12 protein-coding genes are annotated in these 12,519 nt (G+C 39.6%); 11 read left to right on the forward strand and 1 reads right to left on the reverse strand.

Features of this window, described 5'->3' with window-relative positions; genetic code table 11:
• Nucleotides 1-5 precede the first annotated feature (5 nt).
• Genes RRV45_RS09005 through pyrE form a run of 6 tightly spaced genes read left to right on the forward strand, consistent with a single transcriptional unit; the run spans nucleotide 6 to nucleotide 5,269 of the window.
• Nucleotides 6-947: an aspartate carbamoyltransferase catalytic subunit gene (locus tag RRV45_RS09005; RefSeq protein ID WP_315668479.1), complete on the forward strand. Its 942-nt coding sequence runs from the start codon at nucleotides 6-8 to the stop codon at nucleotides 945-947.
• Entirely contained in the window at nucleotides 910-2,196 is a 1,287-nt protein-coding gene (locus tag RRV45_RS09010; RefSeq protein ID WP_315668480.1) for a dihydroorotase, read from the forward strand. The genes RRV45_RS09005 and RRV45_RS09010 overlap by 38 nt, the downstream gene beginning before the upstream one ends.
• A 46-nt stretch (nucleotides 2,197-2,242) precedes the next feature.
• Complete coding sequence (locus RRV45_RS09015) at nucleotides 2,243-3,022, forward strand: dihydroorotate dehydrogenase electron transfer subunit (protein WP_410489345.1); 780 nt, start codon at nucleotides 2,243-2,245, stop codon at nucleotides 3,020-3,022.
• Nucleotides 3,019-3,930: a dihydroorotate dehydrogenase gene (locus RRV45_RS09020; RefSeq protein WP_315668481.1), complete on the forward strand. Its 912-nt coding sequence runs from the start codon at nucleotides 3,019-3,021 to the stop codon at nucleotides 3,928-3,930. The genes RRV45_RS09015 and RRV45_RS09020 overlap by 4 nt, the downstream gene beginning before the upstream one ends.
• A gap of 2 nt (nucleotides 3,931-3,932) precedes the next feature.
• The gene (gene pyrF / locus RRV45_RS09025; protein WP_315668482.1) at nucleotides 3,933-4,649 is read left to right on the forward strand and encodes an orotidine-5'-phosphate decarboxylase; all 717 of its coding nucleotides are present in this window, start codon (nucleotides 3,933-3,935) and stop codon (nucleotides 4,647-4,649) included.
• Nucleotides 4,646-5,269, forward strand: coding sequence for an orotate phosphoribosyltransferase (pyrE, locus tag RRV45_RS09030; protein WP_315668483.1), 624 nt, complete (start codon nucleotides 4,646-4,648; stop codon nucleotides 5,267-5,269). Before pyrF ends, pyrE begins: the two co-directional genes overlap by 4 nt.
• A gap of 105 nt (nucleotides 5,270-5,374) precedes the next feature.
• On the opposite strand, the gene RRV45_RS09035 is transcribed toward pyrE, so the two are convergent.
• The gene (locus RRV45_RS09035; RefSeq protein WP_315668484.1) at nucleotides 5,375-7,084 is read right to left on the reverse strand and encodes an Rqc2 family fibronectin-binding protein; all 1,710 of its coding nucleotides are present in this window, start codon (nucleotides 7,082-7,084) and stop codon (nucleotides 5,375-5,377) included.
• Between the two features lie 518 nt (nucleotides 7,085-7,602).
• Here RRV45_RS09035 and RRV45_RS09040 point away from each other — a divergent pair.
• From RRV45_RS09040 to rpoZ, 5 genes are all read left to right on the forward strand, one after another.
• Entirely contained in the window at nucleotides 7,603-10,281 is a 2,679-nt protein-coding gene (locus tag RRV45_RS09040) for a calcium-translocating P-type ATPase, SERCA-type (RefSeq protein WP_315668485.1), read from the forward strand.
• Nucleotides 10,282-10,431: 150 nt separating this feature from the next.
• A complete protein-coding gene (locus tag RRV45_RS09045; RefSeq protein WP_315668486.1) occupies nucleotides 10,432-11,304 on the forward strand; it encodes a YicC/YloC family endoribonuclease in 873 nt (290 codons plus the stop codon).
• A gap of 57 nt (nucleotides 11,305-11,361) precedes the next feature.
• Nucleotides 11,362-11,625, forward strand: coding sequence for an extracellular matrix/biofilm regulator RemA (gene remA / locus RRV45_RS09050; RefSeq protein WP_315668487.1), 264 nt, complete (start codon nucleotides 11,362-11,364; stop codon nucleotides 11,623-11,625).
• Nucleotides 11,626-11,634: 9 nt separating this feature from the next.
• A complete protein-coding gene (gene gmk, locus RRV45_RS09055; RefSeq protein WP_315668488.1) occupies nucleotides 11,635-12,249 on the forward strand; it encodes a guanylate kinase in 615 nt (204 codons plus the stop codon).
• Between the two features lie 3 nt (nucleotides 12,250-12,252).
• A complete protein-coding gene (gene rpoZ, locus RRV45_RS09060; RefSeq protein ID WP_315668489.1) occupies nucleotides 12,253-12,474 on the forward strand; it encodes a DNA-directed RNA polymerase subunit omega in 222 nt (73 codons plus the stop codon).
• Nucleotides 12,475-12,519 lie beyond the last annotated feature (45 nt).

Here is a 12,519-nt window from a genome sequence, read left to right on the forward strand (position 1 = left end):
TATGAATGAAACATTTACTAACGACAACTGAATTAACCATTAATGAAATTAACGAAATTCTAGAAGACGCTCAATATTTTTTAGACGGTGGTACATGGTCACCTGGGAAAAACATATTTGTAGCGAATCTATTTTATGAAAATAGCACAAGAACGAAATGCAGCTTTGAAGTAGCTGAAAGAAGATTAGGAATTGATACAATACCATTTGAAGTGAGTACATCAAGTGTGCAAAAAGGGGAAACTCTTTACGATACGGTTAAAACGCTTGAAGCAATCGGGGCAAATGCAGTTATTATTCGCCATAGCGAAGATCGTTATTTTGACGAGCTAGAAGGAAAAACAGATGCAGCAATCATTAACGCTGGTGATGGATGTGGACATCACCCAACACAATCGCTGCTTGATTTATTAACCATCAAACAGGAATTTGGCCGCTTTCATGGATTAAAGGTTGCGATAATCGGTGATATTAGGCATAGCCGAGTAGCAAGATCAAATGCGGATACATTAGTGAGGTTAGGTGCAGAAGTTGTTTTTTCAGGACCTGAAGAATGGTTTGATGATGAAATTCTTGAAAATGGGGTTATCTTTGAAGATATAGATAGGGCAGTAGCTACTTCTGATGTTGTTATGCTCCTTAGAATTCAGCATGAACGACATGAAGTAAAAGGAGATCGAACGGCTGAAGAATATCATCAAGCTTTTGGGTTGACGGTGGAAAGGGAAAGAAAAATGAAGCCAGGAAGCATCATCATGCATCCAGCTCCTATCAATCGTGATGTTGAAATTGCGGATTGCTTAGTAGAATGTGAACGTTCGAGAATATTTAAGCAAATGACAAATGGTGTTTTTGTAAGAATGGCGGTACTGAAAAGAGCGCTTGAACAAACTGAAAGGGGCGGAAAAGATGTCAACACTTATAAAGAATGGGCAGTTGCTAACTAATGAAGGAGAATTCATAAAAAAAGATATTTTAATAGAGGCTGGAAAAATTGTTGGGATTGGCGAAGGTATTACAACAGAAGCGAAAGAAACGATTGATGCGACGGGTCTGCTAATTGCTCCTGGATTTATTGATTTGCATGTTCACCTTCGTGAGCCGGGCGGCGAGAAGAAGGAAACAATTGAAACTGGAACTAAGTCCGCTGCAAAGGGCGGATTTACAACCGTAGCAGCAATGCCAAATACGAGACCTGTCCCAGATTCTAAAGAACAGCTGGAAAAGTTAAATAAACGAATTGAAGAAACGGCTTCTGTCCGTGTTCTTCCTTACGCATCAATTACTATTCGGGAGATCGGTGAAGAGCTTACAGATTTCCAAGCGCTTAAAGAAGCAGGGGCATTTGCCTTTACGGATGATGGTGTTGGAGTTCAATCAGCCGGAATAATGCTTGCCGCAATGAAGCGTGCTGCTGAAATTAATATGCCGATCGTGGCCCACTGTGAAGAAAATACATTAATCAATAAAGGATCAGTTCATGAAGGCGAATTTTCGAAAAGCAATGGATTGAATGGAATTCCTTCTGTTTGTGAATCTGTGCATATAGCTAGGGACGTTTTACTTGCTGAGGCAGCCCACTGCCATTACCATGTTTGCCATATTAGTACGAAGGAATCTGTCAGAGTTGTAAGAGATGCGAAAAGAGCAGGCATTAAGGTGACTGCGGAAGTAACTCCTCATCACCTGCTGATTTGTGAGGATGACATACCGGGATTGGATACAAATTATAAAATGAATCCGCCTTTAAGAGGTGCAGAAGACAAAATAGCCCTCATCGAAGGAATTTTAGATGGAACTATTGATTTTATTGCAACTGATCATGCCCCGCATACAGCGGAGGAAAAGGCGGAAGGCATGCAACTTGCACCTTTTGGAATTGTTGGATTGGAAACAGCGTTCCCGCTTCTTTATACACATTTCGTTGAAAAAGGAATTTTTACCTTAAAACAATTAATTGACTTCTTAACAATAAAGCCTGCTGAAACGTTCGGTCTTGCATCGGGCAAAATTGAAATTGGAGCAGCTGCTGATATAGTATTACTTGACTTAAATCATAGTGAAGCAATTAATCCTGAACAATTTTTATCAAAAGGGAGAAATACGCCTTTTGGTGGCTGGGAATGTAAAGGCTGGCCAGTATTAACGATGGTTAATGGGGAGATTGCTTGGAGCAACAAAGTTGTTACAGAATAAAAAGAACAGCGAGAGTACTCTGCTGAAGTCAAAAGGTGGTATTCACATGATTAAAAAAGAATTATGTCAAGTTGTTTCACAAGAGAAAATCGCTGACGATATATTTGAGCTCACTCTAAAGGGGGAGCTTGTTAATGAAATGAATGAGCCAGGACAATTTATCCACTTGAAAGTAGGTAATCAGCTCGACCCTCTTTTAAGAAGGCCAATTAGTATAGCGGAAATAAATAAGAGTAAAAAAGAGTTTAAAATGATCTATCGTGCTGAAGGCAAGGGTACAAAATTATTATCTGATAAGAAAATTGGAGAAGCAATTGATGTTCTCGGTCCTTTAGGCCATGGTTTTCCAATAGAGGAGGCAAAGGTTGGAGAAACAGCCCTTTTAGTTGGAGGAGGGATTGGAGTCCCTCCTTTATACGAACTATCAAAACAGCTTGTTAAAAAGGGAGTAAAAGTTATCCATGTTCTTGGCTTCCAATCAGCAAATGTCGTTTTTTATAATGAGAGGTTTTCAGAGCTAGGCGAGACGTATATTGCTACAGCTGATGGCAGTTTTGGAAAAAAAGGATTTGTCACGAATGTAATCGAAGACGAAAGAATTGAATTTGATATTCTCTATTCCTGTGGTCCAACGCCAATGCTAAGAGCACTAGAACAAAAATATAAACATAAAAAAGTTTATCTTTCGCTGGAAGAACGGATGGGCTGTGGAATCGGTGCCTGCTTCGCATGTGTATGCCATACGGGTGATGATCCGACGGGGCACAGCTATAAAAAGGTTTGCAGTGATGGTCCAGTATTTAAGGCAGGGGAGGTTGTCATATGAAATCATTACAAATAAGCTTGCCTGGTTTAGAGTTGAAGAATCCTATCATGCCGGCATCAGGCTGTTTTGGGTTCGGAAGAGAGTATAGTAAGCTTTATGATTTAAGTCTGCTTGGAGCAATTATGATTAAGGCAACAACCTACGAGCCTCGATTTGGAAACCCGACACCGCGTGTTGCTGAAACTTCATCTGGCATGCTTAATGCCATCGGATTGCAAAATCCTGGCTTGGAAAAAGTAATGAAAGAAGAACTTACTTGGCTGGAGCAATTCGATGTTCCGATTATCGCCAATGTAGCGGGATCGCAGGAAGAAGATTATATTACAGTGGCAAAAGAAATTTCAAAGGCACCAAATGTACATGCTCTTGAATTGAATATTTCCTGTCCGAATGTAAAAACAGGGGGAATTGCTTTTGGCACCATTCCAGAGGTGGCAAAAAACCTGACGAAAAAAGTGAAAGAGGTTTCTGAAGTTCCTGTTTATGTAAAACTTTCTCCTAACGTAACAAATATTGTCGACATGGCGAAAGCGATTGAAGACGGTGGTGCTGACGGTTTAACGATGATTAACACTTTAGTTGGCATGAGAATTGATCTTAAGACTGGGAAGCCGATCTTAGCGAATCAAACTGGAGGTTTATCGGGCCCTGCCATTAAACCTGTGGCAATCCGTATGATCCATGAGGTTAGCCAGCGTGTTTCTCTGCCTATCATCGGAATGGGCGGCATTCAATCGGCTGAGGATGTTATTGAATATTATTATGCTGGAGCGAGTGCAGTAGCTGTAGGAACAGCCAACTTCGTAGATCCGTTTATTTGTCCAACAATTATTGAAGAGTTACCAGAACTTTTGCATAGCCTCGGCTTTGAGCATATTTCTGAGTGTACGGGAAGGAGCTGGAAATAAGCATGAATGGTTCGATTATCATTGCTCTTGATTTTGCCGGTAAAAAAGAAGTATTTCGATTCCTCGAGAATTTTGGAGATGAAAAGTTATTTTTAAAAGTTGGAATGGAGCTGTACTATCAAGAGGGGCCAGGCATTATTCATGACTTGAAAAATCAAGGACATGATATTTTTCTAGATTTAAAGCTTCATGATATTCCCAACACAGTTGGAAGTGCGATGAAGGGACTTGCCAGACTTGGGTGTGACCTCGTCAATGTCCATGCTGCCGGAGGAAAAGAAATGATGGAAGCAGCTCTCGAAGGCTTAGAGGCGGGGTCCGATAGTGGTCAAGCTAGACCTGCATGCATTGCTGTTACCCAATTAACGAGCACTTCAGAGGAGCAAATGAAGAAGGAACAATTAATCCAGTTGTCATTAGAAGAGTCCGTCCTTCATTATGCCTCACTTGCCAAGCAAGCAGGCTTGGATGGTGTTGTATGCTCCACATATGAAGCACGGCCTATTACTCAATTATTAGGAAATTCATTTCTTACAGTGACGCCAGGCATTCGTTTAAAGTCAGATGACGTACAGGATCAAAAACGGGTAGCTACTCCTGAATTTGCCAAGTCAGAAGGTGTTTCGGCGATTGTTGTTGGCCGTTCGATTACTAAATCTGCAAATCCGCTGGAGAAATATTTAATGTTCAAACAATCGTGGGAGGGTGTTCACCAATGAATCGCAAAATAGCAGAAAGTCTACTAGAAATAAAAGCTGTCGCATTAAAGCCAAACGATCCTTTTACATGGTCATCAGGTCTTCGTGCGCCAATATACTGTGATAATCGTCTAACTTTATCCTACCCTTCCGTCCGTAAAGAAATTGCCAATGGGCTGAAGGAAACGATCTTAGCGAAGTTTCCAAATGCGGAACTTATTGCAGGTACAGCTACTGCGGGCATTCCGCATGCAGCATGGGTGAGTGATTTAATGGATCTTCCAATGTGCTATGTACGTTCAAAGCCAAAGGGCCATGGTCAAGGGAATCAGATTGAAGGGAAAGCTCAAGCAGGTCAAAAGGTCGTAGTGGTTGAAGATTTAATTTCAACAGGCGGCAGCGTCATTACTGCTGTTGAGGCGCTCAGAAAGGCTGGGTGCGAGGTGTTAGGAGTAGTAGCTATTTTCACCTATCAACTTCAAAAGGGAAAGGAACTTTTGGAAAATGCGAATATTAGCGCCTATACCTTAACTGACTTTGAAACTTTATCGGAAATTGCAAGAGAAAAAGGGTATATCCAAGGGGAAGATATGAAGAAGCTTTCCGAATGGAGAAATGATCCTGCGGAATGGGGAAAATAAACTTAACTAGTAAAGGTGCCAGGCACCACGATTCAATATCCAGTGTCAAATTAGTTGATGAGAACTAGATATTGGTTTTATTGTGGAGTCAGGCACCTTATTTTGTTATTTTTTTAAAGCGAGAACTGTTTCCTCATCCGGAGTCACATATATTGTTTGCTGGTTATCGTATATAACGAATCCGGGCTTTGCACCGCTAGGCTTTTTGACATGTCTGATTTGAGTAAAGTCAACAGGTACGGAGCTCGAATTTCTTGCTTTACTAAAGTAAGCAGCAAGGACAGCTGCTTCAAGAATTGTCTTTTCTGAAGGCTCCTTGCTGCGAATGACGACATGGGAACCGGGAATATCCTTTGTATGAAGCCAAATTTCATCTCTGCCTGCCAGTTTATTCGTTAAATAATCATTTTGCTTATTATTTTTACCGACTAAAATTTCTGTTCCGTCTGTGGAAGTATAGGGGTCCAGCACTGGCTTCGCGTTTTGGACTTTTTTATTTTTTCGCTTCTGTTTATCTTTTATATATTGTCCTTCGATCAGCTCTTCGCGAATTTCCTCGATATCCTTCGGTGAGGCCGATTCCACCTGCTGCAGCAAAGCTTCAAAATACGCGTGCTCTTTTCTAGCTAACTCGATTTGTTCTTTTACAATACCAATAGCATTTTTCGCTTTCTGGTACTTTGTAAAATATCTTTGCGCATTTTCCGATGGAGTTTTTTGCGGCTCCAATTGGATGGTCACTGTTGCCCCTTGTTCATCATAATAATTGATGACTTCGATTTCCTTCATACCTTTTTTGATGGCAAAAATATTAGCTGTCACTAATTCGCCATACAGCTGGTGAATATCCGCATTTTCTGCTTCCTTTAAAGTAGCCATAAGCTTCTTGATTTTTTTCTCGTTTTTTTCTTTTTCGTTCATAATAAATCGTTCAAGATCATGTGCTTGCTGTTTTACACGGTCACGTTCTGCTTTGCCAAAATAAAAGCGATCGAGCATTTTGCTTAATGTTTGAAACTCTCTTGCGTCTCCTTGCAAATAATGCAATGGAAATAGATAAAAATTCTCCTTCGTTCCACTCATCGTAATTGTGGGCTGTATTTGCTGTACCTTTACTTCTTGCAAAATTGTTAAAAACGTCTTCGGTAAAGTTGTCCGATTAGCTAAGCCTGCCTGAAAGATGACTTCTTTTGCGAAAAGTGGAGATATTCCAGCAAAGCTTGAGACAAGCTGCTTATCTAGCTTCCCGCTATTAAAATCCAATTGCTTCAAAACTTCGGTTTCGTCTGCTTCAAATGGATTTAATTTATTTTGACTTGGCGGCAATATGTATTCGTGTCCAGGCAAAATGGCCCGATGTGAATTGACGGCAAATGAAACATGCTTAATACTATCGAGAATCATATTTCTCGTTTTATCCACTAATGTAATATTGCTATGCCGTCCCATAATCTCTACAATAAGTTGTTTATAGGACGTATCCCCAATTTCGTTCCGCCCTTTTACTTCAAAAATAATAATCCGATCTAAGTCCACCTGCTTAATATCTTCAAGAAAATACCCTTCTAAATGCTTTCTAAGGAGCATACAAAACATAGGCGGCTCTGCAGGGTTGTCATGAGATTCATTTGTCAGCTGCACCCGTGCATAGCTTGGGTGAGCAGATAATAGGAGCTTATGATTTTTTCCATTGGCTCTTACTACTAAAATAATTTCATTTTTATAAGGCTGATGAATTTTATTAATTCTTCCGCCTTTTAATTCACGGGTCAATTCTTCTGTCATGGCCCTAGTAAATAAACCGTCAAATGACATAAGGAAACATCCTTTTCTATTTAATATCTTCATTTTTCTTACACTAACCCTAAAAGGTGTCCACATTATAAAAGGAAGAAGAGGCAGCTTTACGGACAATAGTTCCGTTATTTGAGAAAAAGAATGTTAATTTCTGAGGTTTGCGGACATACGTTCTGCTAATATATAAAAAGCCTCGATTTCCTTGTGTTTTTTCGGGAATAGCGGCCTCAGTGTCCATTTAGCCATTCATTTAGATCATTTATATAGAAATAACGGATTCTTTGTCCGCTTATTTCTCCCCACATTGGTTTTTATCCCGCTACCTAAATATAATAGCATTTTTTTGGACGAGTCTGAATAAGCTTTCTTTAGACTAGGCTGTTTTCGGGGGGATGTTTGCTAATTTTAAAGGGGTGGTAGGTCCGAATGCTGTAACAGAAAAGGCATCTTTTCATTATAAGAGCCATAACTCTAGTTTGTACAAACATTTGCTTTTCTACAAGAAGCTAGACAATAAGGAGGAAGTGTGATGTCTGATGAGATTTCATGAAATGAACGAAACAGAAGTTGAACAAGCTCTTAATTCTGATAAAACAGCCGGTTTAACGAGTGAAGATGTAAAGAAGCGAAGAAAGCAATTTGGCTATAATGAATTAGAAGAGGGAGAAAAACAGTCTGCCTTACTTTTGTTTTTTAGTCAATTTAAGGATTTCATGGTCCTTGTTTTACTAGCAGCGACACTTGTTTCGGGGCTCCTTGGTGAATACATAGATGCTGTCGCCATTATTGCGATCGTGATAATAAATGGTATGCTTGGTTTTTTTCAAGAGAGGAAGGCGGAAAAATCATTAGCTGCATTAAAAGAGCTTTCGGCGCCTCAGGTTAGTGTATTAAGAGATGGGGAATGGATAAAAATTCTTTCAAAAGAAATAGTCGTTGGAGATATTATTAGATTTTCGAGCGGAGACCGAATCGGGGCAGATGTAAGATTGATAGAATCCAATAGCCTTGAAGTAGAAGAGTCTGCACTGACTGGCGAATCTCTGCCGGTTTCGAAAACAACAGGCTCTATAAAAGCGGCTAATCTTGGAATCGGCGATATGGAAAACATGGCTTTTATGGGCACATTAGTTACACGCGGAAGCGGAGTAGGTCTTGTCGTTGCAATCGGAATGAAAACAGCTATGGGGCAAATTGCCGATTTGCTGCAAAAGGCTGAAACAATGACTACACCATTGCAGCGCAGGCTTGAGCAGCTTGGAAAAATTCTCATCACTGTGGCCCTTTTACTAACTGTTCTAGTAGTTGTTGTCGGGGTTTTACAAGGGCAAGACTTATATACGATGTTCCTTGCGGGGGTTTCATTAGCTGTTGCAGCCATCCCAGAAGGGCTTCCGGCCATTGTAACGGTTGCTTTATCTCTCGGTGTCCAAAGAATGATAAAGCAGAAGGCAATCGTAAGGAAGCTTCCTGCCGTTGAAACACTTGGATGTGCCTCGGTTATCTGTTCAGATAAGACAGGAACAATGACTCAAAATAAAATGACCGTCACCCATCTTTGGAGCGGTGGCAACGTATGGCATGTAGATGGCGTTGGTTATGAACCTCAAGGGAAGTTTTCTCGAAATGATAAGCAAATAGAATTAAAGAATGAAAAGTCACTTCAGCAATTGCTCATGTTTGGAATGCTCTGTAATCATGCAGAAATAAAACAAAAAAGTAAAGAATATATAATTGATGGAGATCCTACAGAAGGCGCGTTGCTGGTTGCGGCTATGAAGGCAGGCTACAGCCGGAACACTTTGTTAAGCCAATATCAAATCATAAAGGAATTCCCTTTTGATTCTTCAAGGAAAATGATGAGTATTATTGTAAAGGATCACAATGGCAGGCAATTTATTGTCACTAAAGGAGCACCCGATGTGTTGGCTGGGATATCCAGAAGTGTCCTTTGGGACGGAAAACGCCAACTAATGTCAGGTGAAGTTTCTAGAAAAATTCAAGAAGCAATTGAAGGCTTAGCCTCACAAGCCTTAAGAACAATAGCGATTGGGTTTAAAGAAATCCCTGAAAACACCATCATTTTACATGAAAAAGAGGCAGAAAGAGATCTTACCTTTATAGGTCTTCATGGCATGATTGATCCACCAAGACCAGAAGTAAAGAATGCTGTTAAAGAGTGCAGGGACGCAGGAATTAAAACTGTTATGATTACTGGTGATCATGTCATTACCGCAAAAGCGATAGCAAAGCAGCTTGGTATATTTACAAACAACTCAAAGGTTTTGGATGGAAAAGCACTTTCAGAAATGAATGTTCATGAATTAGAAGAAGTAGTCGATGATGTTTCTGTTTTTGCCAGAGTTTCCCCAGAGCATAAATTGAAAATTGTAAAGGCTTTGCAGAACAGAGGACATATAGTGGCCATGACAGGTGATGGCGTTAATGATGCACCGGCTATTAAGGCAGCGGATATTGGGGTAGCAATGGGGATAACGGGGACAGATGTGGCCAAGGAAGCTTCTGCTTTGGTTCTTCTGGATGATAATTTTGCTACGATTAAAGCGGCGATAAAAGAAGGCAGAAATATTTACGAGAATATTAGAAAATTTATTCGATATTTGCTAGCTTCCAATGTTGGTGAAATTCTTGTTATGCTTTTTGCTATGCTCCTTGGTTACCCACTTCCTTTAGTGCCTATACAAATACTATGGGTAAATCTTGTAACAGACGGCTTACCTGCAATGGCTTTAGGTTTAGATCAGCCTGAAGATGATGTAATGAAACGAAAGCCAAGAAATCCTAGGGAGGGAGTATTTGCTAGAGGACTTGGCTGGAAGGTAGTATCACGAGGCTTCTTAATTGGGATTGTCACATTAATAGCTTTCATTATCGTTTACAATAAAAATCCAGAAGATCTTGCATATGCACAAACGATTGCTTTTTCCACCTTAGTAATGGCACAACTTATTCACGTATTTGATTGCCGCAGTGAGAAGTCAGTTTTTGCAAGAAATCCATTCGGAAACAAATATTTAGTTTGGGCGGTTATTTCATCCTTGGCCTTACTGTTTGTTGTTATTTACTATCCGCCATTACAGCCAATATTCCATACAGTTCCAGTGGAAATGAAAGATTGGTTTATGATTACTGGGCTTGCAGCATTACCAACATTTTTATTAGCAGGTTCTTTTTTGGCAAGAAAAAGAAAATAAGATATGCTATAATCCAAAAGGTAATAGAGCATTTTCTATTGCCTTTTTGTTTTGTATTAAAATTTTTAAATACATTTTTCTTTAATTATGGTAAAATACGAACTAATTGTTTAATTTTTTTTGTAATCCATAGATCAGGGCGTGTTTAATATGGTTATTAGTATGACTGGTTTTGGCAGAGGGAAGAAGAATGAGGGTCCTTTTACTGCCTTAGTTGAAGTTAAATCGGTAAATCATCGATTTGCTGAATACCAAATTAGAATGCCGAAACAGCTTCTTTATCTTGAAGATAAAATTAAGAAGAAGATTAGTGAATATGTCCAAAGAGGAAGAACTGAAGTTTATATCACAGTTGAGGGACAGAGCTTGGCAAGTCGGCAAGTTCAAATAGATTGGGCATTATTAGACGAATATGTTAAATACATAACGGATATTAAAAACAAATTTTCAATTGGAACTGAAGTAACCCTTCAGGATTTAACGAGAGAAGAGCTTATACTAATAGTAGATAAAGAAACGAACAATGAAAATTTAGAAGCAATGTTGCTTACAGCTGTCGAAGAGGCATGTCAACAATTATGGCAAATGCGTAAATTTGAAGGTTTGGAGCTCGAAAAGGATCTAAACTGTAATCTTAGCAAATTAACTGAGCGACTTGCTGAATTAAAAGAGTATGCCCCGAAAGTTGTACAGCAATATCAAGAGAAACTGGCCAAGCGGATGTCTGATTTTTTGAATGGGCAAGTAGATGAAACGAGATTGTTAACGGAAGTAGCTATTTTCGCCGATAAGTCAGATATTAACGAGGAAGTCACTCGTCTTTACAGTCATATCAATCAATTTACACATACGTTGCCATTAAGTGAACCGATTGGAAGAAAATTGGATTTTATTCTTCAGGAGATGAACCGTGAAGTGAATACAATAGGTTCGAAAGCAAATGATTCGTCTATAGCTTTTCTTGTAGTAGAAATGAAAAGCTTGCTGGAAAAGATGAAGGAACAAGTCCAAAATATTGAATGACTGTTTAGAAAAAGGCTCGCGGGGCCAAAATATATAACTGATACTTGGAGGAACCTGATGGCGATTAAATTAATTAATATTGGCTTTGGCAATATTGTTTCAGCCAATCGTATAATCTCTATAGTAAGCCCCGAATCCGCACCGATAAAAAGAATCATCCAGGATGCTCGTGATCGCGGTTCATTAATAGATGCAACATACGGGAGGCGGACGAGGGCAGTTATCGTTATGGATAGTGACCATGTCATTCTCTCAGCAGTTCAGCCAGAGACCGTTGCCCACCGCTTAGATGACAGAGACGATACTATTGATGAAGGGTAGGATTGAATAATGAAGGAGAAAGGTTTATTGATTGTTTTGTCCGGCCCTTCCGGTGTAGGGAAGGGGACTGTTCGGAAAGAGATCTTTTCTCAGCCGGATACTGCTTTTGAATACTCCATTTCAATGACAACCAGGTTGCCTAGGGAAGGTGAGATTGATGGGGTAGATTATTTTTTCAAGTCTCGCGAAGAATTTGAAGCGTTAATTGAGCAAGAAAAGCTTCTTGAATATGCTGAATTCGTTGGCAATTATTATGGAACTCCTGTAGACTATGTGCAAGAGACATTGGAAAAAGGAAAGGATGTTTTCCTGGAAATAGAAGTACAGGGGGCTCGCCAAGTGCGAAAGAAATTCCCGGATGGATTATTCATTTTTCTTGTTCCGCCAAGTCTCTCGGAGTTAAAGAACAGAATTGTTACAAGAGGAACTGAAACAGAAGATATTATTAATAACCGGATGACGGTTGCTAAAGAAGAAATTGAAATGATGAACTTGTATGATTATGTCGTGGAAAATGACCGAATAGAGCTTGCATGCGAAAGAATTAAAGCAATTGTTGTTGCTGAACATTGCCGAAGAGAACGCGTCGAGCCACGATATATTAAAATGCTGGAGGTTGAATAATAAATGCTATATCCTTCTATCGATTCATTAATGACTAAAATTGATTCCAAATATTCACTTGTGTCCGTTGCTGCAAAGCGTGCCCGTATGATGCAAGTAAATGCAAAGCCACAGCTTGATAAATATGTATCTCACAAAAATGTTGGCAAAGCATTAGAGGAAATCAATGCGGACCAGCTTCACTACCGTCTAGGGAAAAAGCAAAAGGATGAAGCTTACGAATAGGAACTGATAATAACAACCTTTCATGGTTGTTATTTTTATTTTTCA

The sequence above is a fragment of the Bacillus sp. DTU_2020_1000418_1_SI_GHA_SEK_038 genome (assembly GCF_032341175.1).
Taxonomy (GTDB): domain Bacteria; phylum Bacillota; class Bacilli; order Bacillales; family Cytobacillaceae; genus Cytobacillus.